This window comes from Streptomyces sp. cf386 (genome assembly GCF_900103585.1).
Taxonomy (GTDB): domain Bacteria; phylum Actinomycetota; class Actinomycetes; order Streptomycetales; family Streptomycetaceae; genus Streptomyces.
Genome location: NZ_FNHV01000014.1, coordinates 25,258 through 51,082, shown reverse-complemented (window position 1 = coordinate 51,082; position 25,825 = coordinate 25,258). Strand labels below are relative to the sequence as shown.

The 25,825-nt window shown below is 69.8% G+C and carries 17 protein-coding genes; 4 read left to right on the top strand and 13 right to left on the bottom strand.

Going from position 1 to position 25,825, the window contains the following annotated elements:
- Nucleotides 1-6: 6 nt before the first annotated feature.
- From BLU79_RS31585 to BLU79_RS31570, 4 genes are all read right to left on the bottom strand, one after another.
- Nucleotides 7-1,728, bottom strand: a complete 1,722-nt coding sequence (locus BLU79_RS31585; protein ID WP_093909388.1) for an LCP family protein — start codon at nt 1,726-1,728, stop codon at nt 7-9.
- Nucleotides 1,729-1,753: 25 nt separating this feature from the next.
- Nucleotides 1,754-2,392: a nicotinate-nucleotide adenylyltransferase gene (gene nadD, locus BLU79_RS31580; RefSeq protein WP_093909387.1), complete on the bottom strand. Its 639-nt coding sequence runs from the start codon at nt 2,390-2,392 to the stop codon at nt 1,754-1,756.
- Between the two features lie 79 nt (nt 2,393-2,471).
- On the bottom strand, nt 2,472-2,636 hold the full coding sequence (locus BLU79_RS31575) for a hypothetical protein (protein ID WP_093909386.1): 165 nt from the start codon (nt 2,634-2,636) through the stop codon (nt 2,472-2,474).
- A gap of 130 nt (nt 2,637-2,766) precedes the next feature.
- Nucleotides 2,767-2,928: a hypothetical protein gene (locus BLU79_RS31570; protein WP_093909385.1), complete on the bottom strand. Its 162-nt coding sequence runs from the start codon at nt 2,926-2,928 to the stop codon at nt 2,767-2,769.
- Nucleotides 2,929-3,060: 132 nt separating this feature from the next.
- Here BLU79_RS31570 and BLU79_RS31565 point away from each other — a divergent pair, with 132 nt between their 5' ends.
- Complete coding sequence (locus tag BLU79_RS31565; RefSeq protein ID WP_371131976.1) at nt 3,061-4,197, top strand: M48 family metallopeptidase; 1,137 nt, start codon at nt 3,061-3,063, stop codon at nt 4,195-4,197.
- Nucleotides 4,198-4,228: 31 nt separating this feature from the next.
- Here the strand turns inward: BLU79_RS31565 and BLU79_RS31560 are convergent, their stop codons facing one another.
- From BLU79_RS31560 to proB, 5 genes are all read right to left on the bottom strand, one after another.
- Entirely contained in the window at nt 4,229-5,302 is a 1,074-nt protein-coding gene (locus tag BLU79_RS31560; RefSeq protein WP_093909383.1) for an SCO2583 family membrane protein, read from the bottom strand.
- Nucleotides 5,303-5,423: 121 nt separating this feature from the next.
- Nucleotides 5,424-6,002, bottom strand: coding sequence for an SCO2584 family spore wall biosynthesis protein (locus BLU79_RS31555; protein WP_093909382.1), 579 nt, complete (start codon nt 6,000-6,002; stop codon nt 5,424-5,426).
- 185 nt (nt 6,003-6,187) lie between these two features.
- Entirely contained in the window at nt 6,188-7,474 is a 1,287-nt protein-coding gene (locus tag BLU79_RS31550; protein ID WP_093909381.1) for a glutamate-5-semialdehyde dehydrogenase, read from the bottom strand.
- Nucleotides 7,475-7,548: 74 nt separating this feature from the next.
- Nucleotides 7,549-8,004, bottom strand: a complete 456-nt coding sequence (locus tag BLU79_RS31545; protein ID WP_093909380.1) for a hypothetical protein — start codon at nt 8,002-8,004, stop codon at nt 7,549-7,551.
- Between the two features lie 377 nt (nt 8,005-8,381).
- Nucleotides 8,382-9,509, bottom strand: a complete 1,128-nt coding sequence (proB, locus tag BLU79_RS31540) for a glutamate 5-kinase (protein WP_093909379.1) — start codon at nt 9,507-9,509, stop codon at nt 8,382-8,384.
- A 190-nt stretch (nt 9,510-9,699) separates the two neighbouring features.
- Between proB and BLU79_RS31535 the strand changes: the two genes are divergently transcribed.
- Nucleotides 9,700-11,109, top strand: coding sequence for a polysaccharide pyruvyl transferase family protein (locus tag BLU79_RS31535; RefSeq protein ID WP_256333525.1), 1,410 nt, complete (start codon nt 9,700-9,702; stop codon nt 11,107-11,109).
- A 120-nt stretch (nt 11,110-11,229) separates the two neighbouring features.
- Nucleotides 11,230-13,302, top strand: a complete 2,073-nt coding sequence (locus BLU79_RS31530; protein WP_093909377.1) for a hypothetical protein — start codon at nt 11,230-11,232, stop codon at nt 13,300-13,302.
- 26 nt (nt 13,303-13,328) lie between these two features.
- Here BLU79_RS31530 and BLU79_RS31525 read toward each other — a convergent pair whose 3' ends face one another.
- Nucleotides 13,329-14,054: a hypothetical protein gene (locus BLU79_RS31525; protein ID WP_093909376.1), complete on the bottom strand. Its 726-nt coding sequence runs from the start codon at nt 14,052-14,054 to the stop codon at nt 13,329-13,331.
- A 27-nt stretch (nt 14,055-14,081) separates the two neighbouring features.
- A complete protein-coding gene (locus tag BLU79_RS31520; protein ID WP_143052538.1) occupies nt 14,082-20,549 on the bottom strand; it encodes an RHS repeat-associated core domain-containing protein in 6,468 nt (2,155 codons plus the stop codon).
- Between the two features lie 363 nt (nt 20,550-20,912).
- Here BLU79_RS31520 and BLU79_RS31515 point away from each other — a divergent pair, with 363 nt between their 5' ends.
- Nucleotides 20,913-22,169: a phospholipase D-like domain-containing protein gene (locus BLU79_RS31515; protein WP_093909374.1), complete on the top strand. Its 1,257-nt coding sequence runs from the start codon at nt 20,913-20,915 to the stop codon at nt 22,167-22,169.
- A gap of 63 nt (nt 22,170-22,232) precedes the next feature.
- Here the strand turns inward: BLU79_RS31515 and BLU79_RS31510 are convergent, their stop codons facing one another.
- Together BLU79_RS31510 and BLU79_RS31505 are read right to left on the bottom strand one after the other, a co-directional pair.
- Complete coding sequence (locus tag BLU79_RS31510; RefSeq protein WP_093909373.1) at nt 22,233-23,456, bottom strand: glycosyltransferase family 2 protein; 1,224 nt, start codon at nt 23,454-23,456, stop codon at nt 22,233-22,235.
- Between the two features lie 289 nt (nt 23,457-23,745).
- Complete coding sequence (locus BLU79_RS31505; RefSeq protein ID WP_093909372.1) at nt 23,746-25,818, bottom strand: hypothetical protein; 2,073 nt, start codon at nt 25,816-25,818, stop codon at nt 23,746-23,748.
- Between the last annotated feature and the right edge of the window lie 7 nt (nt 25,819-25,825).

Genomic DNA, 25,825 nt, shown 5'->3' with positions numbered 1-25,825 from the left:
CCGCGGTCATGAGGACGAGGGTTCGTAGTCCTGGCCCAGGACCACCGACACGTCCGCGTTCCCCGAGACCTCGCCCTTGGTGACCGCGTCGGCGGACAGGCCCAGGGTCTTGGCGACCTCGGTGGCGTTCTCCTTGTCGGCGGCGTCGGCGTAGACGACCTCGGACGTGGCCGCGGTGGACGCCGTGCCGCCCTCCAGGAAGGTGAAGCCGCCGTTCAGCAGCACCACGCGCGCCTTGTCGGTGTTGCCCTTGGTGCCGCTGGCGTTCTGGACGGACACGCGGACGGCGGCGTCCTTGTCGGGGCTCTTGGCGGTGCCGCCGAGGACGTTCTTGACGACACTGGCGCTCGCCTGGGCGCTCAGCGTGCCGTCGGTCTGGACGGGCAGCATGGCCGTCTTGTAGTCGCCGCCCTTGGCGAGGTCGGCGAGCTTGGCGAGGAAGGCGCCGAGGTCCTTGTCGGTCAGCGGCGGCTCGATGATCATGCCCAGCGTCTGCACGGTGGTGGTCGCGCCCTGCGTGTCCGAGGTCAGCTTGCGCAGCGTGGCCTGCATGACCTGCCCGAACCGCTCCAGCTGGGCGTTCTGGGCCTCGCCGGAGGCCTGGTGGGTGGCGTAGGCGACGGCCATCTTGCCGCTGAGGGTCTGGGCCTTGCCCTTGCGGACGAGGGGCGCGGCGCCCTTGGACTTGGCGTCCGGGTCGGGCACGTCGGCGTTGGTGTCGACCTCGATGTTGCCGACCAGGTCGACCAGGTTCTGGAGGTAGGGGGTGTCCAGCCGCCAGGTGCCCTGGATCTCGGTGCCGAGGACGGTGTCGATCGCGTCGCGCGTGCCGGAGGAGCCGTCGTCGTCGACCGACTTGGCGAGGGTGGTCGTGCTGCCGTCGTCGCCGGCCAGGGCGAGGGAGTTGGGCAGCAGGACGGTGGTGCCCTGCTCGGTGGTGGTGTTGTCGACGAGCAGCGCCGTGGAGGTGCCGCCCTTCTTGGTGTTGTGCAGATGGACGACGATCACGTCGCGCTTCTGGGCGGCCACCGGGGTGCCGGTGCCGGTCTTCTCTTCAGACGACGACAGACCGGGCAGCTTCCCGGCGTACCAGAGGTAGCCGACACCACCGGCCGCGACGAGCGCCAGCACGACGGCGAGCGCGATCACGCGCGCGCGTGCCCGGCGCCGGGCCTCCTCGCGGCGCTCGGTGCGGTTCTCGGTGAACTTCAGCCAGTCGATGACGTCCTCGGAGTCCTGGTCGGGCTCCTCGACGAAGGCGAACTGCTCGGTGCGGTAGTCCCGGTCCCGCTGGTCCCCCCGGTCCTGGCTCCGGGGTTCCTCGACCGGCTCGACCGGCCCTGCCTGCTGCGGGATGTAGGCGGTCTGCTCGGTGACGCGGGGCTGGTGACCGCTGGTGGCGGTGCGGCCGTACGGGTCGTACGGCGGTGAGTGGCCGCCGGCCTGCTGCTGGTGCGTGCCGGTGCCGTACGGGTCGTAGGAGGGCGTGGGCGGCTGCCGACCGGTGTCGCCGGTGGCGTAGGGGTCGTACGGCGGGACCGGCTGCTGCCGGCCGGTCGCGTACGGGTCGTAGCCGTAGCCCTGCTGTGCGTAGGGGTCGTACTGCTGCTGGGGCGGTTGCTGCTGCGGTACCTGTCGGTACACCGGCCGCCCGTACTCGTCGTAGCCGACCAGTTCGTACTGGTCGGGGTCATATCCTGCGGCCCCCGCGTCGTATCGGTCGTTCACCGTCGCCCCTCTCGGCTCACTCGCCTCACTCGCCGCGGTACAGCTCGCGCTTGTCGATGTAGCGCACGACTCCGTCCGGCACCAGATACCAGATGGGGTCTCCCTTTGCGACTCTCGCGCGGCAATCGGTGGACGAGATGGCCAGCGCGGGAACCTCGACCAACGAGACGCCGCCCTCCGGGAGCCCGTCGTCGTCGAGGTGATGGCCGGGCCGGGTGACCCCGACGAAGTGCGCGAGGGAGAACAGCTCCTCCGAGTCCCGCCAGGTCAGGATCTGGCCGAGGGCGTCGGCGCCGGTGATGAAGAAGAGGTCGGTCTCGGGGTTGAGCGCGCGCAGGTCGCGCAGGGTGTCCACGGTGTACGTCGGGCCGCCGCGGTCGATGTCGATGCGGCTGACGGAGAACTGCGGGTTCTCGGCCGTGGCGATGACCGTCATCAGATAGCGGTCCTCGGCCGGGGAGACGTGCCGGTGGCTCTTCTGCCAGGGCTGGCCGGTCGGCACGAACATGACCTCGTCGAGGTGGAACTGCGCGGCGACCTCGCTGGCCGCGACGAGGTGGCCGTGGTGGATCGGGTCAAACGTTCCGCCCATGACGCCGAGACGGCGCTTGCCGGGGTTCGACGGGCCGTTTCCGGGGCCGGTAGGCATGTCCTGCTCTCCCATGCGTGCAGACCCTACCGGCCCCGCCTGAGAGCTCCGGCCGACAGCTGTCCGGGCGGAGCGGGAAGGGCCTGGCAGGCGCTCAGCGGTCGCGGTTGAAGCGGGTCGTGATCCACAGCAGCAGCATGAGGATGATGAACGCGCCACCTCCGGTGGCCCACGGGCTGATGCTCTGGTGGTTGCCGCCGTGCTCCTCGCCCTCGGCGGCGAGGGTGACCAACTGGGCAGCTGCGCTGTGGAAGCTCATCTTCGGCGTGACCTATCGGTGTGGGCGGGATAAAGATGTCGGCCCATCGTAAGCGGGCGCCCTGACGGCGAACACGCCGACTCCACCGTTGGAGAACGTCCGACGGTCCTCGGGGAACCTTCCCGGCGGCTCATTCGTCCTTCCGCCTGTAGCCCCGCAAGAGGAACCACGCGGTCAGCACACAGCCCACGACCATCACGATCAGCACGACCCGGAGCAGATTCCCCGCCCCCTGCTGCTCGGCCGCGCTCGCGGCCTCGGTCAGCCAGGCGGCTGCGGGGTTGTGCTCCATGGCGCGGAACTCCTTCGCTGTAGTGCCCGTCCACGGTAACTCCGCCTAGGCTGGGCTCTGCTTCGGGGGCGCAAAGGGCGGAACAAGGCTCCGCAAAGAGCCAGAGAGCCGCAGAGAGCCATCCACACGCACATGGGGGAAGACATGTCCGACGGCCACGAGCACAACGGGCACGAGAACGTACCGAGCAGGCAGCGCAGGCGTTTCCCGGGCATCTCCTCACGTGCCTACGAGCACCCGGCCGACCGCTCGGCCCTGGTCGCCCTGCGCAAGCTCAGCGGCTTCGACACGGTCTTCAAGGCGCTGAGCGGCCTGCTGCCCGAGCGCAGCCTCAGGCTGTTGTTCCTGTCCGACTCGGTCCGGGTGTCGGACCAGCAGTTCACGCACCTCAACGACATGCTGCGGGACGCCTGTTACATCCTGGACCTGGAGAAGGTCCCGCCGATGTACGTCAACCAGGACCCGGTGCCGAACGCGATGTGCATCGGCCTGGACGAGCCGATCATCGTGGTCACGACCGGTCTGGTGGAGCTGCTCGACGAGGAGGAGATGCGGGCGGTGATCGGCCACGAGGTGGGCCACGCCCTCTCCGGCCACTCGGTGTACCGCACGATCCTGCTGTTCCTGACCAGCCTCGCCGTCCGGGTCGCCTGGATCCCGCTGGGCAACCTCGCGATCATGGCGATCGTGACGGCGCTGCGGGAGTGGTTCCGCAAGTCGGAGCTCTCCGCCGACCGGGCCGGCCTGCTCGTCGGCCAGGACCTGCAGTCCTCGATGCGCGGCCTGATGAAGATCGCGGGCGGCAACCATCTGCACGAGATGAACGTGGACGCGTTCCTGAAGCAGGCCGAGGAGTACGAGGCGGGCGGCGACCTGCGCGACTCGGTCCTGAAGATCCTGAACGTCCTGCCCCGCTCGCACCCGTTCACCACGGTCCGCGCGGCCGAGCTGAAGAAGTGGGCCGAGTCCCGCGACTTCCAGCGGCTCATGGACGGCCACTACCCGCGCCGCAGCGAGGACAAGGACACCTCGGTCACCGACTCCTTCCGCGAGTCGGCGTCCCATTACGCCGATCACGTGAAGTCCTCCAAGGACCCGCTGATGAAGCTGGTCACGGACATCGCGGGCGGCGCGGGAGACCTGGGCGGCCGGGTCCGGCGGGGCTTCGGCGGCTTCACGGGGACGACGACGGCGCCCCCGAAGGACGAGCCGAGGCGGAACGACACGGACGACACGGACGACCAGGGGTCCGGCAGCTCCGGCAGCTGAGGACAGGGGCCCGGCGGCTGAGGACCGGCTCTCACACCTTCGGCTGGGCCCCCGCCGCCAGCGACCCGCACAGCGCCGTGGCCCCGCCCGTGGCGTAGGGGTCGGTCCCCGCCGGGCCGCCCTCCTTCGCCGTCTGCCCGGCCAGGAGCGGGTGGAGCCGGTTCGTGGAGTCCTCGGCGCAGGACAGCGGGCCGGCCTGGACGTAGGAGACGACCAGCTGCGCCTGGTGCAGCCGCAGGTCCTCGCGGTCGAAACGGAAGTGCAGCTCGCGCCGGACGGTGAACAGGGACGCCTCGCCGGTCTGCTCCGCCTGGGCGGCCCGCAGCGCGTACACGAACGTATGGTCCGCCGTGACCTCGAGCGTGGTCGAGTCGGTCTCGGCTGCCTGGAGCGTGCCCTGCACCCGGATCCTGCGGTCGGCCAGCTCGACCTCGGAGGAGTCGAAGCGAACCAGCCACCCGGTCGGCGCGTGCCGCCCGTCCGCGGCCGGCTGCCTGAAGCTCTGGTCGAACTGGTCCAGTTGATCGGGGTCGAGCAGCACCCGGACCGGCCGGACCTGGTCGCCCGTGACCACCTCGGGATACAGCGCGGACCGCACGATGTAGTCCTTCGCGATGCTCAGCGCGTTGGTCACCTGACTGTCCGAGAAGTGCGCCGTCCGCCGCGCGGCCGGAAGCGGTATGCCCTCCGCGCCGATGCGGAACTGCGCGGCGGGACTCTGCGCGTACAGCTGGTCGGTGTCGGTCGCCCCGGGCACCTTGCCCTGCGGGGCGAGCGGGATGACGGTCATCCGCAGGGGCTCGGCGGGCGGCCCGGAACTGGCGGGACTCTGATAGGGATGCCGTACACCCATATAGATCGCCGTACCGAAGGCCACGGCGATCAGGAGGACGAGGATCAGTGCCTGCCGGGACAGTCCCCGGCGCAGGGGTGGACGGCTGCGTACGGCGGGCGCGTGATCGCCTATGCGCTCCTGCGCGGAGAACTCCTGAAGGCGGGCAGCACGCACGAACGACTCGTCGAAGACGACGGATCGGTACTCGTCCTCTCCACCTCCGGGTCCGCCCTCGGGTGTCCCCTCAGGTGGGTCTCCAGGCCCTCCCATACTTTCAGGGTAGGTCGCCGGACCCTTCGGTAAACGCCCTGGTACACGACAAGTTCTGACAGGTTCTCACCAGGTCGGTCAGACAGCTCTCCGTGGCGTTCAGGCCCGCGATCAGGTCCGATCAGGGCGTACGCGGGGTCGCCGAGATGGCCGGCTGGGAGTGGTCGGCAGAGGCGGAGGGCACGGCTCCGGCGCCCTGTTCCAGCCCGGTGGACGTGGGCGCCGGGACCTGCTGCTCCCGGCCGCTGGACGAGGCGCCGCGGTAGACCGCCGCAAAGGCCAGCGCGACCATGCCGACACCCATCACGAGGGCGAGGATCCAGGCGACGGGACGATGCCAGCGGACCTGCTTGCCGTACGTCCCCGGGGCGCCGTAACGGCCCTCGTATATGTCCGTGTCGTCCAGATCGTCGAAGTCCGGATCATGGCCGAAAGGCGTGTGGTCGTCGGGGCCGAACCCGTCGTCGTACCGCTCGCCCCGGCCGTGCGCCCTGCGGGCTTCCGCCTCGGAGGCCTCCGCTCTCGCCTGGGCCGCGGCCAGGAGGCGCTCGACGGCGGTCGGCTCGTGCACCACGGCCGCCTGTACGAAGGCCTCGTCGAAGACCACGGAGGCGAACTCTTCGTCCGACACCCCGCGGTCGTGGTCGTCGTCGGGCTCCCAGCCGTCAGGGAACGGCGCGCCCCCCACGTCCTCCGGCACGGGATCCAGAGTAGACCTGGGGGGTCAATTTGGGCAGACGGTATGGAAATTCATCCGCCTTGTGAGACACCTCAAGTGCGTCACGGAAGCTGCCCGGGGGCGCGTGTCGGACGCATATGCCCTGGCCGTGCGCCCCGCGCCTCAGCGGCCGCCGACGCGCCCCGATGACGCGGATACGGCGCGAATCAGCGCCGTACGTGCCCGTCCCCGGTGACGATGTACTTCGTGCTGGTCAGCTCCGGCAGCCCCATCGGGCCGCGGGCGTGCAGCTTCTGCGTGGAGATGCCGATCTCCGCGCCGAAGCCGAACTGGCCGCCGTCCGTGAAGCGGGTGGAGGCGTTCACCGCGACCGTCGTGGAGTCGACCAGCTGGGTGAAGCGGCGGGCCGCCTGCTGCGAGGTCGTGACGATGGCCTCGGTGTGGCCGGAGGTCCACAGCCGGATGTGCTCGACGGCCTTGTCCAGCGAGTCCACGACCGCGGCGGCGATGTCGTACGACAGGTACTCGGACTCCCAGTCCTCCGCCGTGGCCTCGACGACGGTCGCCTTGGAGTCCTTGGCGTACGCCAGCACCCTCTCGTCGGCGTGCACGGTCACCCCGGCGTCCGCGAGGGCGTCCAGGGCGCGCGGCAGGAACTCGGGGGCGATGTCCTGGTGGACCAGGAGGGTCTCGGCGGCGTTGCAGACGCTGACCCGCTGGGCCTTGGAGTTGATCAGGATCTCGATGGCCATGTCGAGGTCGGCGTTGGCGTCTACGTAGACATGGCAGTTGCCGGTGCCGGTCTCGATCACGGGGACGATCGACTCCGAGACGACGGTCTGGATCAGCGAGGCGCCCCCGCGCGGGATCAGCACGTCGACCAGGCCGCGGGCCCGCATCAGCTCCCGCACGCTCTCCCGGCTCTCCCCGGGCACCAGCTGCACGGCGTCGGCGGGCAGCCCTGCCCCGCCCACGGCGTCGCGGATCACTCGGACGAGCGCGGTGTTCGACTCGTAGGCCGAGGCCGAGCCGCGCAGCAGCACCGCGTTGCCGGACTTCAGGCAGAGGGCGGCGGCGTCCACGGTGACGTTCGGGCGGGCCTCGTAGATGATCCCGACGACGCCGAGCGGGACGCGGACCTGCCGCAGGTCGATGCCGTTGGGGAGGGTGGACCCGCGCACGACCTCGCCGACCGGGTCGGGCAGCGCCACGACGTCCCGTACGTCGGAGGCGATGGTGCGCACCCGCTCCGGCGTCAGCGTCAGCCGGTCGATGATCGCCTCGCTGGTGCCGGCCTCGCGGGCCTTGGCGATGTCCTTGGCGTTGGCCTCGACGATTTCGCTCGTACGGACCTCCAGTGCGTCCGCGATGGCGAGCAGCGCGTCGTCCTTCTCGGCCCGCGGCAGCGGGGCGAGGTCGGCGGCGGCGGCCTTGGCGCGGTAGGCGGCCCGGTTGACCGGGGACATGGAGTCGTACGGCGAGAGCGTGGTCATGAAAGAAGGGTAGTGCGGTTGTGGGGCCGGTCCAGCGCGCATTCCGAACCGCGAGACAGACCCTCCAGGGCCGCTCAGTAGGGGTGGACGCCCACCGGGGTCGCCGGTGGCGGTCCGTAGCCCTCGGCGACGCGCAGGTGGTAGGTCTCGCGGTCGATGACCTCCAGGCCGACGATCTCCCAGGGCGGCAGTCCGGCGCTCTGCCGGTGCTCGCCCCACAGGCGCAGGGCGACGGCCGCCGCGTCGTGCAGGTCGCGGGCCTCTTCCCAGTAGCGGATCTCGGCGTGGTCGTTGGCGTATCTGCTGGTCAGCAGAAAGGGGTGGTCGTGGGCGAGCTGTTCGAGGGCGCGCCGCACCTCCTTCAGCGGGGCCTCCCGGCCGGAGACGCTGAGGGTGACGTGCCACAGACGGGGCAGATCCTTGGGCTCCTCGTACCGATCGCCGGCCGCGACGCTCGTCAAGGCGCGCTCCTCACGGGCCGCACGGGACGAGGCCCCACCGGCACCGCGGGACGCCACCCCAGGGCGCACTCGTCTCACAACGGCCTCCTTTGCGCAGTGCCCGGAATCGGGTGGTGCGGAATGTGTCCCCGAGACAAAGTTGAGCAGGCCGCAAGGGCTCGCGGGGCGGTTTTGCGGAACGTCCACCTGAGGGCGACATGGGTAACAGGGCGTTCCCCCTGTTTTCGGCCGGGGGTCCGGGGGTTGCCCCCGGGACGATGCAGCGCGGAACGTCCACCCGAGGGCGACATGGGCAACAGGGCGTTCCCCCTGTTTTCGGCCGGGGGTCCGGGGGTTGCCCCCGGGACGATGCAGCGCGGAACGTCCACCCGAGGGCGACATCAGTAACGGGGCGTTCCCCTGTTTTCGGCCGAGGACCGAGAGCCGACCCCCCTCACACACGCCCCTCAGGGCTGCAGGATCACCAGGTCGTCCCGATGGACGACCTCCCGCTCGTACTCCGCGCCCAACTCCCGCGCCAGCTCCCGCGTCGACCGCCCGAGCAGTTGCGGGATCTCCTTGGCGTCGAAGTTGACGAGCCCGCGTGCGACCGCGCGCCCCGCGCTGTCGCGCAGTTCGACCGGGTCGCCCGCGCTGAACTCGCCCTCGACGGCGGCGATTCCGGCCGGCAGCAGGGACTTGCGGCGCTCCACGACCGCCCGTACCGCACCGTCGTCGAGGGTGAGCGACCCCTGGGGCGTGGAGGCGTGCTGGAGCCACAGCAGCCGGTCGGCGGAGCGCTTGCCGGTGGCGTGGAAGTAGGTACCGGTGTCGCCGCCGTGCAATGCCTCGGCGGCGTGGATCGCGCTGGTGAGGACGACCGGGATGCCGGCGGCGGCGGCGATCCGGGCCGCCTCGACCTTGGTCACCATGCCGCCGGTGCCGACGCCGGCCTTGCCCGCGCTGCCGATCTCGACATGGGCGAGATCCTCCGGACCCCGTACCTCCGCTATCCGCGAGGTGCCCGGCTTGCGGGGGTCGCCGTCGTACACGCCGTCCACGTCGGACAGCAGGACCAGCAGATCCGCCCGTACGAGGTGGGCGACCAGGGCGGCGAGCCGGTCGTTGTCGCCGAAGCGGATCTCGTCCGTGGCGACGGTGTCGTTCTCGTTGACGATCGGGAACGCGCCCATCGCGAGCAGCTTGTCGAGGGTGCGCGAGGCATTGCGGTGGTGGGCGCGGCGGCTCATGTCGTCGCTGGTCAGCAGGACCTGGCCGACGCGGACGCCGTAGCGGGCGAAGGAGGCGGTGTAGCGGGCCACGAGCAGACCCTGGCCGACGCTGGCGGCGGCCTGCTGGCGGGCCAGGTCCTTGGGGCGCCGACGCAGGCCCAGCGGGGCGAGGCCGGCCGCGATGGCGCCGGAGGAGACGAGGACGACCTCCCGCTCACCGCCGCTACGGCTCTTGGCGAGGACGTCGACGAGCGCGTCCACACGGTCGGCGTCCAGCCCTCCCGACGCGGTGGTCAGCGACGAGGACCCCACCTTGACGACGATCCTGCGGGCCTCGTGCACACCCTGCCTTGCCCCTGCCACCTGTGCTCTTTCCCTCGCGTACATCCGGTTGCCTGCTCGGCAATCTACGCGAAGGGGATCGTTCGGCGCGCGGGGATTCCAGCCCCCGGACAGGCGGGCGGTAACTGTTTGCTCACGCGTCGCATACGGCAAAAAGGTTGCGTTGGTTGCCTATAGAAAATAACGACAGGGCAAACATATTTTGAACGCTGTGTCACACAATGCTCACGATGTACCCCGCGGGAAGCGCCTCCTCGTCCGCTCCGGCAAGAGCCCCTACGACGTGGTCTCCGTGGAAGAGGCCCTGCACCGGGACGTCATCGCCACCAACTCCGGCAATCTGATCTTCAGCGACGCCACGCACAAGATCCTCGAGACCCCGCACACCGAGGTCGTCTCGAACGGCATCCGCACCGACATCTCGGCGGCCGGCCGGATCAACGAGGAGTACGACGCCTTCGTCGTCCCGCTCGCGAACGCGTTCCGGCCGTCGTTCGAGGGGCAGTTGAAGCGGCTGACCCGGCTGATCGGCAAGCTGCGGATCCCCGTGGTCGTGGTGGGGGTCGGCGCCCAGGCCGGGCTCGGCTACAACGCGGCGCGGCTGAAGGGCATCGAGCCCGCGGTGCGCGAGTTCGTCTCCGCCGTGCTCGACCGCAGTGCCTCGATCGGGGTCCGGGGCGAGTTCACCGAGAAGTACCTGAAGGACCTGGGCTTCCGGGACGTCGAGGTCATCGGCTGCCCCTCGCTGTTCCTGTACGGCAAGGAACTCACCGTCACCAAGCGGGAGCCCGCCCTCGGCGCCGGCTCCCGGATCGCCGTGAACGGCTCGCACAGCGCGGTGCGGTCCCAGGGTCTGGACCGGGTCATCGACCGCGCCCACGCCCGCTACCCCCACCTGCGTTTCATCGGCCAGAACATCAGCGACGCACGGCAGCTGCACTGGCGGGACCTGTCCGACCCGAACGGCCTGGTCACGGCGATACCGACGCACCCCGAGCACCCGATGTACCGGGAGGACAAGGTCCGCGTCTACGTCGACCCGGTCACCTGGATCGACGACCTGCGCGCGTTCGACTTCTCCTTCGGCTCCCGTATCCACGGCAACATCGCCGCGCTGCTCGCGGGCACACCGGCGACCGTGCTCTGCGGTGACTCGCGCACGCTGGAGCTGTGCCGCTACTTCAACATCCCGCACCGCCGGATCGACAAGCTGCCCGAGGACCTGGACCCGGCGTCGCTGTACGAGGAGGCCGATTTCGGCGCCCTGATGAGCGGCCACCAGGAGCGGTTCGAGCGGTTCACGGCGTTCCTGGACCGCAACGGCCTGGAGAACACGTTCACCCACGGCGACGGCGGCGCCGCCTTCGACGAACGCATGAGGTCGCTGGCCTTCCCGGCGGGCGTCCGCCCCTGGAACGACGCCGACCTCACCTCGCTGACCACCCGGTTCGGCTGGCTGCAGAGCCGTATCGGCGAACTCGCCCTGGACAACGACCGGTTGCGGCGCGAGCTGTCCCGCGCCACCAAGGGCGGCGCGGGACTCCCGGCGGCGTCCGTGTACCGCCGGGCGCGCCGCGTGGTGGGCGGCCCGATACGGCGGGCGTTGCAGTCCGGACGGTAGGGGCGGCGATTCCGCCGGCCCGGTCACTCCAGGCCCCCAGGACACGTGCGTGTCGTCTGCAGGCCGCCGCGCGTTAACCCGGACGCACGACGTCCCGCGCCGACCTTGGAGTGACCGCAGTTGCCCACACCCCTGTCCCGTATCCCGGCGAGAGCGCTCGTCACGGCTCTCCTGGTCGCCGCCTTCGTCGCCCAGGCCGTGGCGGCGCTGCACCCGCACGTCCCGCTGCTGCTCGCCTCGACGGTCGTGTCCCTGGCCGTCGAGGGCGTGCTGTACCGCTGGGACCGGGGCATGCTGTCGGTGTTCGCCAAGTCGCACGCGGACATCACCGTGCGGCACGTACTGCGGGACCTGCTGCTGGTGGTGGGCCTGCTGCGGCTCGGTGAGCAGCATCGGGAGACGCTGTACACCCCGCTCGTCGCGGGCCTCCTCGCCTTCTACGCGCTGCACTGCGCGATCCAGGCCGTCTCGGTGCTGGTCCGCCGCACCCGCACCCTGCCCGTGGTCACGCGCAACATCGACGCCTCCGCCCTGCGCCTCTCCCCCGCCCCACCGGTCCTGCTGCGCCGCCCCGGCGACCGCCTGCTCGTCTTCGGCCTCCCGGCCACCGCGGGCCTGCTGACCACGGCGGCCACCGACGACCCCCGCTGCGCGGCCCTCGGTATCGCGCTGTCCCTCGGGCTCGCCCTGCTGGGCCTGTACGACCTTCTCGTACGGCTGCTGCCGAGCCGTCGCCCGGCGGGCGAGCGGGAGGCGCTGGCCTGGCTGGACGCGTGGCTCGCGGAGTACCGGCCGACGGCCGGCCTGTACTTCTCCGGCGGCGCCTCCTCGGCATACCAGGCGAACATGTGGCTGGAGCCGCTCGCGCACTTGGAGGGCCGTCCGCTGATCGTGCTGCGTGAGCGGTTCATGGTGCAGAAGATCGCGCCGACGGACGTACCGATCCTGTGTCTGCCGAAGGTCTCCACGCTGATGCGGCTGGAGGAGTCCTCGCTCCAGGTCCTCATCCACCCGTCCAACTCCGGCAAGACCTCCCAGGTCCTGCGCATCCCCACGCTGAAGCACACCTTCGTCAACCACGGGGAGAGCGACAAGCTGTCGTCCTGCAACCCGTACGCGAAGGCGTACGACGAGGTGTGGGTGGCGGGGCCGGCGGCGCGGGAGCGGTACGCGCTGGCCGAGGTGGGCGTCGAGGACAAGGACGTGGTGGAGATCGGCCGACCGCAGCTGGACGCCGTACGGCCGGACGAGGGCCCGTCGGACCGTGCCCGCGGCGGAGCCGCTGACGGACACCGCACGACCGTCCTGTACGCGCCGACCTGGGAGGGCTGGGACGGCAACCCCGGCAACACCTCGGTGGTCGAGGCCGGTGAGAACCTCGTGCGGGCGCTGCTCGCGGAGCCTGGTGTACGGCTGCTGTACAAGCCGCACCCGCTGACGGGCTCGGTGGATCCGCGGGCCGGGGCGGCCGATCTGCGGATCCGTGAGCTGATCCGGGCGGCGAACCGGGAGCGGACGGGCGAGCAGCCGCGCGACAACGGTGAACTCGCCCAGCTCACACGGGAGTTGGACCGGCTCACCACGACGACCGACCGGGCCGGCGCCGATCAGGTGGAGCGGATGCTGCTCCAGTCGGCGCCGGAGCCGGGGCGGGCTCAGGCGGTGGCGGCGGCCACGGCGGCCTGGGAGGAGGCGTACTGGGCGTCGCTGCCGGAAGGCGAGCACCAGGTCGTCACGGCCGCCCGGCCCACGCTGTACGCCTGCTTCAACGTGGCCGACCTGCTGATCAGCGATGTGTCGAGTGTGATCAGCGACTTCCTGGCGAGCGGCAAGCCGTACGCCGTGGCGAACACCAGCGGCCTCGCGGAGGACGTGTTCCGCAAGGCCTTCCCGACCGTGCGCGCGGCGACCGTGCTGACGCCGGACGCGGCCGGGGTGCCGGAGCTGCTGGACGCGGTGCGGCACCCCGAGAGGGACGAACTGGTCGAGGCGCGGGCCGAGTTGAAGCGGCACCTGCTGGGGCCGGACGAGCCGACCTCACAGGTGCGCTTCAACGACGCCGTACAGGCGCTGTGTTCGGCGGCCGGGCAGCACCGGGCGCGGATGGCGGAACGGCTGGCGGCGGAGTTCCCGGCGGAGATCCCGGACCAGCGCCGGTCCGTCACGCAGCAGCAGCCCGCCCGCCCGGCGTAGGACCGCCGGAACCGAGCGAATCCCGGCTAGTACCCGCGCAGGGCGGCCAGCCCGAAGCCGCTCAGGACGACCGCTGCCAGGACGGCCAGGGTGCGCGTGGCCACCTGGCGGCCGCTCATGGGCGGTGCGCCGGCTGCCCCCGGCCGTCCCAGCGGTGCGGGCTCGGACCACAGGTGGACCAGGAAGCCGGTTCCGGCGAGCAGGCAGGCGGCGTACCAGTGGCCCGCCGCGGCGCGGCGGTGCCCGCCCCGCGCGATGGACGCGAGGACGGCCACCGCGCACAGCAGCACCGACCAGGGCAGCCAGGTGCCGGGGATGAAGCGCCAGTAGAGGACGGGGACGAAGGCCGACAGTCCGCCCAGGTCCCGCAGCGGATCGTCCTCCACGAAGTCGACCGACCTGCCCTCGGCATCGAGCGCACGCTTCACGGACTTCTCGAAGGCCGCCACACCGCCCGGAGCGGACGGCAGCATGTCGAAGTGGTGGACGATCTCCTTGTCACCGAGGAACCCCGTCGACCAGCGGGCCCGCACCTCCAGCAGACCGGTCTGCCGGACGTGGACGACGAGTGACCCGTCCGGATCGGCGTCACGGGTGAGTTCTGTGACGCCGACCCGGTCGGGGATCAGGTACGACATCCCGCCCGCCGTCCCGGCCACGAGGACCAGAAGAGCCAGCAGCCGGAGCAGCACTGCTACGCCGCCCGCGCGCCGGGCGGATCGGTCCGCCCGGGATGCCGTGACCTCATTCATGCGTTCTCCCCTTCCGGGCCGCTCAGGCTACTCGCGGACCGTGAGGGTCCAGTAGTACGTCTGGTGCACGCTCGCGTACTGGTTGCCCTGGCCTATGTCCGGAAGGAAGTGGGTCAGGGATGCCGTGCCGGTGTTGTTGAAGGCCGCGAAGCCCACCGTGAACTGCCGGTTCTTCTTGTCCACGTTCAGCACCTGGTAGACCTCGTTGAACGAGCCCAGGAACGCGTCGGGCGTGCCCTTGCCCACCCGGCCGTCGGTCAGCATGCCCAGGACGTCCTTGGGGAACTCGGCGAGCTTCCCCATTCCCTCGCCGTCGACGTAGGCCGCGTTCCCACCGAGCTCACTGGGTGAGATGTCGTAGTCCGCGTCGGCGATCCGCTTCTGGATCTCCGTCAGCAGCCTGGTGTTGTGCGGTCCCGTGGCGAGCTGCTGAGTGACCTTGCTGCCGATGCCGAAGGTGAGGATGTTGCCCCGGCCGGTCGTCCATTCCTCCAGCACATCCTGCCAGGTGACGTCGGACGTGTAGCCGTCGAGGTCCATGCATCCGGCGGCCACACCGGAACTCGCCTCGACACCGGCGATGCACGGGCGGATGTTCCCGCCGAGTACCTTCACATAGGACTGCAGCTCGATCGCGAGCCTCTTGTTGATGTTCATCTTCTTCCACGTGCTCACCAGCGAGTTGAGCGCGTTCAGGCAGGCCTGGTCGCAGCCATGGCCGCTGGTCGTCGGAGTTCCGCGGTCCCCCGACGAGCCGCCGGTCGTACCACCGCCTCCGCCGGGCTTCAACGGCGGTCGGCTGCCGCACCGGCAGGCCCTGCCGTCGTCGAGACCGGTCGGGTCGCTGTAGTTGACCGGATCGTTCTCCGAGTAGCTGTACGAGCTGAGCTTCTGCGGCTGGTAGGGCGAGGTGAGCGGGTCCGTCGACAGGAAGCGGCCCAGTTCCGGGTCGTAGACGCGCGCGCCCAGCAGCGACAGCCCGGTGGACGGGTCCTCCGCCTTGCCGAGGAAACCGCGGTCGCTGCCGCTCAGCGGAACGGTGCTGTCCCGCTCGTCGCCGAACGGGGTGTAGCGCCGTCGGGTGACCACTCCGGCGACGGCCGTGACGGCCAGCTGCACGGAAGCCTGTCCGTCGCCGAGGAGCCAGGTCAGCTGCCCTTCGGCGGAGCCGTCGGCGGTACGCATCGCGAGGCTCGCGCCCTCGGCGGCGTAGTAGCGGGTCGCCTGGGCCGCGGCCGTTCCCGCCTTGTGCAGCTCGTGGCCGTCGAGGTAGAGCACCTTCTCGGTGGCCGAGGTGCGGGCGATGACGTTGCCGTCGGCGTCCCTGACGTAGGTGCTGGTCTTGCCCGCCTCGGTGATCGAGGCCAGCTGCCGCCCCGGCGTCCACACCAGGTTCGAGGAGACGCCGTCGACGGTGCGGCTGGTGAGCTGGCCCGCGCTGTCGTAGCCGTAGCTGTCCGTGCCGGATCCGGTGGTCACCGAGGCGACGGCGTGCGGGCGGTCCTGGTCCGGGGTGTAGGTGGACTCGTCGGCGCTGTAGCCCGCGTACTTGTAGTCCCGGGTGGCGGCGCCCGACGCCGTGGTGTCGGTGACGGACTGGATGTTGCCGAGACGGTCGTAGGTGTACTTCGTCTGGTAGGGGTCCGGACCGCTGAAGTCCGACTGCGGGGTGGCCGCGCAGGTGGTGGACGTGGTCGTCCAGGCGTCCGTCAGCCGGTTCAGGTCGTCATAGCGGTAGCACTGCTGCTGGTTCGCCAGCGTCTCGCGCAGCGCGGTGACGGAACCCGACTTGTCCCGGGTGAAGTTGTCGTCCTGGACCTCCTTGGTGACCGAGTCGACCACGGTGCTGGTGGTGATGTTCTTCAGCCACCCGGTGCCGTTGGCGTCGTCGTAGCCGAGGGTGCGGGTCACCGCGGCGCCGCTGCCCGCCGTGCCGAGCGTCCTGGACGTCAGACGTCCGTAGTCGTCGTAGCCGGTCGTGGCGAGGTAGGTCTTCAGTCCGCTGGACACCTTGGACAGGCGACCCTGGCCGGTGTAGGTGGAGGTCACGGTCTCCGCGGGCAGACCGCCGATCGCGGGATAGGCGACCGCGGTCATGTGGTCGGCCGCGTCGTACCCGTAGCCGAACGTGTACGAGCCGTTCAGACCGGATCCGTCGTCGGGCACGGTCAGGGTCTTCGACGTCTCCCGGCCCCGCGCGTCATAGGCGTCGACCTTGGCGGTGTACGCCTTGCCGGCGACGTACGAGATCGACGCCGCGGGCAGGTTCTTGCCGCCCGTGGCGGTGTCGTAGGTCCGCTCGGCCAGCAGGGTCGTGCCCTGCTTGGTCTTCGTCGGACGGTTCAGGGGGTCGTACTCGTAGGTGAGAACGGTGCCGTTGGCGTCGGTGGTCGTCTCGACCTTGCCGTTGGCGTCGTAGCTCGTGGACGACCCGCCCGCGTCGGGGTCGTCGGTCGTGACGCGGTCGCCGGCCCAGTTGTAGGTGTAGTGGGTCGTGTTGTCCTGCGAGTCGTGGACGTACTTCAGCTTGCCGCTGCGTGTGTACTCGTAGCGGGTCGTGGGCGACGTCGCGCCGATGTGCTCGACCGTCTTCACCGTCTGACCGTAGACGTCGGTGTACGTGTCGACCGCGCCGCCCTCGGGCGGGAACACCGTCACCAGGTCGGCGCCGATGTAGCGGGTGACCGTCCTGTTCACCGCCTGGTCCACGCCCTTGGCCTGGATCTGGGTGAGCGTGGTGCGCCCTGCCCAGTCCACCTGGGCGTCCGTGTAGGACGGGATGTCGGCGACAGCCGGGTTGACGACGCCGGAGCCCGCGGCCGAGGAGTTGTAGAAAGGCGCGGAGGTGCCCGCGACGTTGCCCGACGAGTCGTAGCGGGTGCTCGTGACGATCCGTCCGGTGCCGGACGGCGCCGGCTCCTGGGTCTCGCGGATCCGGCCCAGGCCGTCGCTGTAGCCCACGGAGAGGGCGTAGGTCGAGCCGGACTGCAGGGTCTGCGTCGTCGTCTTGAGTGCCGCGCCGGTCGCGACGTCGGGAACGCCGGTCTCGGAGGTGGCCACGGGGATGCTGTAGGTGAACTTCATCGACGGGTTGCCGTCGGGATAGTTCGCCGCCTCGGTCGGCTTGAACACCTGCGACAGGCGGCCCACCGCGTCATAGACGATGCGGGTGGTGTTGCCGTTGGCGTCCACGGTCTTCCACGGCTTCCCGAAGTGCCGTGACAGGTACTCGGCCGAGGTCATGGCGGTGCGGGATCCGGTGCCGTCCGGGTCCGGGGTCGTGGTCGTGACGCCGTCGACCGGCCATGAGGTGGCGGGGCTGTACGTCGTCGTGGTCAGGTTGTTCCTGCCGTCCCATGCCTTGGTACGCCGGCCCGCTTCGTCGTAGTCGCTCCGGGCCGACCGGTATGCGGAGGCACTGGTGTGCATGCGGATCTCGGTGGCGTTGCCGTCGGTGAGCTTGGTGTCGTTCTCCGAGAACGAGGTGGCCCCGTCGTAGAACGTCACCGTCCGCTTGTCCTGGTGCAGGGTGTCCTGGCCGGCCGCCTGGTCCTCGGCCTGTGTGGTGCAGGAGACGGTGTAGTGCCGCTCGTCGTCCTGGTAGACCATCCAGCGGATGGTGCCGGTGCCGTCCAGCGTGTCCGTGTTGTAGGTGCGGCCGAACTCGGTGCAGTGGTTGTCCGAGACACCGGTCTGGCCCCACTCGTCGATCCGCATGGGCAGGCCGAAGGTGGTGCTGGCCGCCTGGTCGTTCTCGAACTCCCACTGCGTCACGCGCTCACGCCATGTGGAGGTGTCCGAGTCGGTGGAGGTGTGCACCTTCTCCAGCGTGCGCACCTCCGACTCGCGGACGAACCGGGCGTCGGGGAGACCGGTGTACTGGGCGGTGTTGTACGTCCAGTACTCGTGCCACTCGCGCTTCTGGGACTCGTCCTCGTGGTCCCTGGCCGAGGTTTCGAGCGTCTTGCCCGCCAGCCAGGCGGAGTCCTTCCAGGCCGTGCCCGCGGAGTCGGTGACGTCCACCGACCGGGTCTGCGAGGCGTCGGTCTTGGAGGTGCGGTCGCCGTCCAGGCCCCGGTAGAGCCAGTGGTAGGTGGAGTGCCTGTTGGTGCCGGCGCCGGTGGTGACCAGGACCTTGCCGTAGCCGCGCCACTCCGACCAGGTCTCGTCCTCGTCCTTGGCGAGGGGGTCGGCGCCGAACCTCCAGCCGGGTGTGCCGTCGTACTCGTACGTCGTCGTCATCGACGGATTGCCATCGGCGAGGTCGCCCGGGTCGACGACCACCTGGGTGACGACGAACTTCTTGAACCAGCCCGTCTGCGCGGTCTCGGTGCCCTCGGGCGTCCACTTCTGCCAGAAGCACTCGTACTTGTTGTCCGACTGCGAGGGCAGGTTGTTCTCGTCGCACTGGCGCGAGATGGTGCCGTTGTCGTCGGTGGCGTGGCCGTAGGTGGCGGTGATCGTCGAACCGGTGTCGGTGAACACCTTGTTGACCCGGCGGAAGTTGAGCTCGCCGGCACCGACCTTGTTGTCCTGCCACTCACCGTTGAAGTTGATCGTGGGCAGGGTGATGTCGTCCCCTGCGTAGCCGCGGCGCTGGATGTAGTCCAGCCACAGCTGGTCGCCCACCGAGCCGGAGGGGTTCATCAGGGAGTACTTCATCTGGTACTGCCGGACGAGGTCCCAGGAGGCGTCGTTGTTGTCCCGGACCTTGATGTTGATGTCCCAGAGCATGTCGCGCAGGAAGAACGTCGGGTAGTACGTCTTGCCGGCGCAGGACTCGCCGTCGTCGGGTCCGTCGCAGATCAGGTCGACCGGCACGTCCGGATAGGACTCGGGCTCGGCGTCGATGGTCGGGCAGTCGGGCGCCACGTTGTCGAGCGGATCCTTCTCCGTCATCCGCTCCACACAGCGGTTGACGTGCTGGAAGTCGACCTGGGCGGGCAGTTGGGCACCGGGGATCTGGGAGGACCAGCCATAGTCGATGCGCTCCAGGTAGGAACCGGCGTCGTAGGAACGGGCCTTGTCGGCGGCGGCGACCGAACGGTAGTGGTTCTGCTCCTTCTTGTAGAAGTAGACGTTCTCCACCTCGTTCGGCGTCACCACCCGGTCGAGGTTCCACCGCCACGCCTGCTTGCACGGCTCGGGGAACTGGGCGTTGCACGGCTCACCGGTGTCGTCACCGATGACCGGCACGGTCAGCACCGAGTTCGTCTTCTCCCGCTCGCCCGAGCTGTTCAGGCGCTCGGTGCGGCCCCAGCCGAAGTAGTGCCGGGTTCCGTCCTGCTGGGTGACCACCCAGAACTCGTCCGTGTTGTCCGAGCCGTAGCCGCCATTGAGCTTCTGCACCTTCCAGCCCGGGTCGTCCTTCAGATGGAAGGAACCGGTGCCGGTGTTGTCCTGGATCAGCTCCGAGGCGACACCGTTCAGACTGATGACATACGCGGCGCCGTTGGGGTCCGCCGAGGAGTTCGGCGAGTCCCAGCACAGGTCGCCGAAGGTCGGGTGGCCGTCCTGGGTGCAGTTCTTGTAACGCCGCTCGATGTAGCCGACGTTCAGGTCCCAGCCCATGCCGACCCAGGAGGCCTGGTTGTTGGAGGCGGAGGTGCGTCCGTCGATGGACTGGGAGTTGTAGGTCAGGGCGAGATCCGGAGCCTCGCCCACCGGAGGCTTGGGCACCTCGATCGGCACCGAGTACGTGAAGGCTCCGGAGCCGAGGGAGACATCCCACTTGCCGGTCGGCGACAGGGTGCTGGCCCGGTAGTCGCCGTTGTCCGACGACGAGCCGGAGGTGACCGCGAGCACGGCCGGCTCCGACAGCGCCGACATCCCCGAGATCTGCTTGGTCTGGGGCGCGGCTTCCACCGTCGCCGTCAGGGTCTGGTCCTCGGTGTCGTTGACCGCCTTGACGTAACGCCCCTGGCGGCAGCGCTCGAGCTGCGGCGTGGTGGCCGCGCAGGCGGGCAGCTTCATCAGCCGCAGCCGGCCCGCGAAGTCGCCGCCATAGGCCTGAGCGAAGCCCGAGTAGTCCAGGGCGACCTCCACCGGAGCGGCCGTCCTGCCACCGTCCTGGCGCGCGACCCGCACCGCGAGTCCCACCGCACCGGCCGCTTCGGTCCGCTTGCGGTCCAGTACTTCCACCGCCACCTTGCCCGGCGACCGCTTCACCGCCGGACCCGACGCCTTGGCAGCCCGCACCGAGACGGCCGACGCCTCGCCGGCCACCGAACGCCACGTCCGCCGCGCCGCGGATGCCGCGCCGAGGTCGACCGTCTTGGTCGCGGCCTTCGGCCACACCACCTTCGGCGCCTTGGCCGTCCCGGTTTCCGCCGGGACGGACACCGGGTCGGCCAGCTCGCGCGACGGCACGCTCGGCTTCTCGCCGCTCGGCAACGCCACCGCCACCGCCGGCGCGAACACCAGCGCCGAAAGCAGCCCTGCCAGCAATCCCTTGCTGGTCAGGGCAGCCAGACTCCGTGAACGCAGAAATCTCACGCGACCCCACCCCTGAACGAGAACAGAACCCGGCACAACCGCCCGCCGACCCCCGCCTGTTCAGGTGGTCGCGCCTGGTACCACCCGATGACCCCGGACTCAGTACGGGATGAAGGTATGTAGCTCGATCTGACGTGTCTAGATCAACAAATCAGGATTCAGACGACACACAGACCGTTATCGGTCTCCGCCCGGACACCGAACAGACACTCCAACAACACCTCATGGATCCCGTCTGTTACTCCCCTTCACTGTCTGACAAGATCCCCTCCACCGAACACGCGAACTACAGACGTCAGACCGACCAGCGCGCGCCCCAGCCGTCACCCGCCTTGTCGTGTCCGGCGTGGAGGGGACCAACCCATGCGCTTCGCTTCCCGTTTCAGATCCCGCAGGATCGCCACCGTGATCAGCGCCCTGCTGCTCGCCGCGGGCCTGCAGACGGCCACGGCGCCCGAGGCCGCCGCCGCTCTGCCCGAGATCAGCACTGTGTTCAACAACCCGGCGGGCACCACGGACGAGCAGCAGGCGATACGGCTGCAGATACAGAGCTTCATCAACTCCGCTGCCCCGGGCTCCGACATAACGGTCGCGCTCTACCACATGTGGGACGAGACCACGGCCCGCGCGCTGGCCACCGCGCACACCGACCGGGGCGTCGACGTGCGGGTCCTGCTGGACTCCACCAGCGTCAGCGACAACCCGTCGAACCCCTCCTACGGCATTCTGAGCGCCGCCCTCGGCACGGACCGGGCCCAGTCCTCGTTCGTGGGCCTGTGCCCCCAGGGCAAGTCATGCCTGGGCGACCCCGCGGGCGGGGCCTCCATCAACCACAACAAGTTCTTCCTGTTCTCCCAGGTCGACGGCGCCTCGAACCTGGTGGTGCAGACGTCGTCCAACCTGACGCCGTCGGCGTACAGCCGGATGCGCAACGACGCGGTGCTGCTGCAGAACACCGGCATCTACAACGCCTACAACTCCTACTTCGGCAAGCTCGCGGCGCAGGACTGGGACTCGTGGTCGTACACCACGGCCACGTTCAGCCCGTACAAGGTGTACTTCTACCCGTACGTGCCCGGGACCGGGAACAGCGCCGACACGATCTGGAACATCCTCGACGGCGTGACATGCACCTGGACCGAGGGGACGACGGCCAAGTCCACCAAGGTCCGGGTCGCGATGCTGCGGTTCACCCGGCTCGGCGTGGCGGAGAAGCTCGTGGAGTTGAAGAAGGCGGGCTGTGACGTCGACATCGTCTACGCGGAGACGGACAGCGTCGCCAGCTCCGGCACCGCCGGCACGTGGGAGGAGCTGCACACCAGCGGCGGCCCCACTCTCCGCTGCTACAACTACGACGAGGACGGCAACTCCACCACCACGAACTCCGTGGTGCACTCCAAGTACCTGCTGATCGACGGCAAGTACAGCGGCACGGTCAACAAGGTGGTGTGGACGGGCAGCCACAACTACTCGGGTCCCGCGCTGCGGGAGAACGACGAGGCGCTGCTGAAGATCGACAGCACGGCCGTGCACGACCTGTACGCCGCCAACTTCGCCACGGTGAAGGCCGCGGCGCTTCCGGGCACGGCCGACAACACCCCGGCCTGCAAGGGTGTGTGACAAGTCGTCAGTACATGACTGTGCCCCACGTCGTCGTGGGGCACAGCGGTCACACCCTGTTCGTCACGCCGCCGCGGCGCTTCCGCCCGGCGCGGCGCCCCGCGACCTCAGCACCCGCCGCGCCTTGCGCACCGCCCGCCGCACGAACGAGTCCACGCCCCCCTCCCGGTACCCCGGGAAGGCGCGGGCCTCGCGCGGTTCGGCGAGGTACACGGAGTCGGGTATGCCGGCCGCCGCGTCCCGGAAGTGCGGGTAGGCGAGGTAGACCCGGCGGCCCTTCTTCTCCAGGAGGGCCGCCGCCTGCTTCTTGGCCTTGATGAACTCCACGACGGGCAGCAGGAGTTCGCCGCGCTGTTCGGCGACCAGGTGCAGCCGCAGGCGCTCTTCGACCTTGAGGCGGCGGGCGATGCTCGCGGTCCAGTAGGCGTCCATCAGGGGCGCCGCGAGTTCGAGCTTGTGCTGCCTGATCTTCTCGCTGTCCTTGGCGTACTTGGGGCCGAACTGCGGCAGCAGGGTGATGAGGAAGGGGCGGACCATCAGCGTGTCGCGCCGGTCGCCCGCCGGTACGTGCTCGGCTATCAGGTTCATCAGGGCGCGCGCGGAGTCGAAGCGCAGGGTGTAGCCGCCGCTCTTGGTCACGTGCTTGCCGTCGTCGCGGCCCACCAGGTAGTAGCAGGTGTAGTCGGCGACCACGGAGACGCCGTTCGCCCGCAGATACGCCTCCATCGTGAACAGCGCGTCCTCGCCGGTCCACAGGGACTCGTCGAAGCGCATGTTGTGCTTGGTCAGCAGCTCGCGACGGAACAGCTTCTGCGCGCTCAGGGTGAACTTGATGTTGGAGGAGAAGACGTCGGTACGGTCCAGCGTCTTGCCCCACATCGACTTGGGCGCGGTGCGGTTGACGCCCTCGACCCGGCCGAGCACGACGTCGGTGCCGTTCCTGTCGGCCATCGCGACCATGCGCTCCAGGGCCTCGGGGCCCAGTCGGTCGTCGGCGTCCAGGAAGAAGACGTAGCGTCCGGCCGCCTTGCCCAGACCGACGTTGCGCGGACCGCTGGGGCCACCGGAGTTGTCCTGCCGGATCACGGTCACCGGCATCGGGACCCGGGCGGCGAACTCCTCCAGGTACTCCCCCGTGCCGTCCGTCGACCCGTCGTCGACGGCGATGACCTCGATGCGCCCCGGATCGATGGTCTGTGCCTCGACGGATGCCAGGCACTCGATCAGATACGGCATCGCTTCGTACGCCCCGATGATCACACTCACATCAGGCTGCGTGACGGTCACGTTTCCCCCTTGTCAACGGGATATTTCCCCCGTATCGCCTCATTCGCTACTTGGTAGACGGCTGGGTGCTACAAGCGGTTGCCTCGAACCCACGAATCCGTGACTCAGGTCACATAGCGAACTGACATGGACTCACGCTATTCGGGAAACGTAAGAGGCCCGCTAGAAGCGGTGCGGGCGACCACAAGAAGCGGCGGTGCGGGCGACCGCAGAAAAACGGCGCGGCCCCCGAGGATCACTCCTCGGGGGCCGCGCCGTCAGGTGCCGTTGGGCACCGTCGATCTGCGGATCAGGCCGTCACATCGTCCCCGGTCACGGCCACCCGCGGCCCGGGCACGGTCGCCGGTGCGGCCTCGGCGGCTCCTGCCGCCGCCCGTGACTCCTGGCCGACGTTGCGCGACTCGGCCTTGAAGGCGAGGTTCGACACCGCGGTGTTGAACTGGACGATGGAGGTCGGCTCGTCCGGGCCCAGCAGGTACCGCTTGAGGTCCCTCCGGTCCTCGGCCAGGGGGTCGGCGGACGGATCCCGTACGGCGTCCAGCAGCTCGCCCAGCTCGGCCGCGCTGTTGGACAGGATCGTCGCGGCGCGCACCGCCGTGTTCTGCCGCTTGAACTCCTCCACGCCCAGCTCGGCGGAGTCGGTGACGGCGTACGGCTTGCCGCTGGCGATGAAGTCGGAGACCACGCTGGAGATGTCGGAGACCATCGCGTCGGAGACGTTGAAGCAGTCGTACAGCCGCGGCTCGGCGCCCGTGATGACGCGGTGCTCGTGGCCGGGGAAGGAGCGCCAGTACGCGGTGTTCCACTCGGCGCGCAGCCGGGCGACCTCCTCGTGCCGGGCGAGGTCGACCAGGCCGTCGCGGGTGGCCTCGGCCTCGTCGCCCTTGACGCTGCCGCTGCCCTTGCCGGACAGCTCGGCGAGGCGGGCCTCGATACCGGCCAGCTCGGCCTTGGCGGCGGTCTGTGCGGCGGCGTCGACCGTGAAGCGCGAGTCGGCGGCGCGCTCGGTGGCGGCCTGCTCGACCAGGGCGGTGATCCGGCGGTGCGCGGCGCCGGCCTCCTTGCTGACGGTGCCGGTGAAGGGGTGCGGCTTGTACAGGACGCGGACCGGCGGATCGGCCTTGACCAGCTTCTTCACGATGCTCTCGCCGGCCAGCACGATCGAGGTGTTGCCGGGGTTGCCGTCCCAGCCCTCCCAGGTGGGGGCGTAGAGGACGGTCGGGATCCGGCCTTCCGGAACACCGTCCCAGCCCTGGATCGGCGCCAGCTGCGGGCGGCCGACCTCGACGATGTCGTCGTCGCGGACGCCGACGTCGGCGATGGCGTAGCGGTCGCGGCCCGCGCGCCCGGCGGTCCACACCTCGTCGTAGACCTTGCTGTACGGGTTGACGCTGGCCAGCTTGTCGCTGTCGCCGTGGCCGATGAAGACGTGCTTCATGGTCGGGACGCGCAGCAGGTGGATGTTCTTGCCGACGTTCGCGGCGTACAGCGCGACGCGCACGTTGGACAGGTCCAGGTTCATCAGGTGCACGCCACCGGGCACGCAGATGACGGGGACCGTGGTGGGCGCCAGGCTGTTCAGGATGGCGCGCTCGCGCAGGATGATCAGCGGCTTGGAGTCCAGCTGCTCCATGGTCTCCAGCCACATGTTGACCTGGTAGGCGGAGTCCTTGGAGCCGGAGAAGTACAGCACCGTCTCGGGCCGGTACTCGCCCAGCCAGTCGTCGACGGCGGCCAGGACGGTCTCCGCGTTCGGCGGGATCTTCCGGCCGCGGACGTACGGCACGAGCGCGGCGACGTACAGGCAGCCGACGCCCACCGTGACGCCGATACCGATGAATCCGGCGACGGCCGACCCCAGGGAGGCCGAGACGAGGACGCCCGCGACGGCCGCGAGGTCGAGGTGCAGCATCTTCTCGGCGGAGCGGTGCAGCAGCCCCCTCGGCGGGGCGTCCGGGATACGGATGCGGGAGGCGAGGTCGACATTGCGGGTGGCGACCGGCATACGGCGGCGGTTGCGGATCAGGGTGACCAGCGCGCCGTGCGGGGCCTGGAGGCCGTAGAAGGCGATGAAGCAGGCGATCGCGCCGTAGTAGACCAGGTCGTCCGCGAAACCGAGGCGGGCCAACAGCAGGATCAGCAGCAGCTGCCTGATCAGGAAGCGGATCGACAGACCGGCCCGGACCTTGCTCAGACGGTTGACCAGATAGCTGCCCTTGCGGTGCAGATAGTGGTCCGCCAGGTACGTCACGGCGGCCGCGGCCGCGAAGGCGGGAACGCTCGGGATGAGCGCGGCCAGCATGAGCGCCGGAAAGCCCAGGATCATGAGGGCCGCCGCGGCCAGCTCGGCCGGGCTGCCCACCCGGGCG

Bases quoted from the DNA above. Each gene is read 5' to 3' on its own strand.
- nadD (WP_093909387.1), bottom strand. From the start codon at position 2,392: ATGGGAGAGCAGGACATGCCTACCGGCCCCGGAAACGGCCCGTCGAAC.
- BLU79_RS31575 (WP_093909386.1), bottom strand. From the start codon at position 2,636: ATGAGCTTCCACAGCGCAGCTGCCCAGTTGGTCACCCTCGCCGCCGAG.
- BLU79_RS31570 (WP_093909385.1), bottom strand. From the start codon at position 2,928: ATGGAGCACAACCCCGCAGCCGCCTGGCTGACCGAGGCCGCGAGCGCG.
- BLU79_RS31565 (WP_371131976.1), top strand. From the start codon at position 3,061: ATGGGGGAAGACATGTCCGACGGCCACGAGCACAACGGGCACGAGAAC.
- BLU79_RS31560 (WP_093909383.1), bottom strand. From the start codon at position 5,302: ATGGGAGGGCCTGGAGACCCACCTGAGGGGACACCCGAGGGCGGACCC.
- BLU79_RS31550 (WP_093909381.1), bottom strand. From the start codon at position 7,474: ATGACCACGCTCTCGCCGTACGACTCCATGTCCCCGGTCAACCGGGCC.
- BLU79_RS31525 (WP_093909376.1), bottom strand. From the start codon at position 14,054: ATGAATGAGGTCACGGCATCCCGGGCGGACCGATCCGCCCGGCGCGCG.
- BLU79_RS31515 (WP_093909374.1), top strand. From the start codon at position 20,913: ATGCGCTTCGCTTCCCGTTTCAGATCCCGCAGGATCGCCACCGTGATC.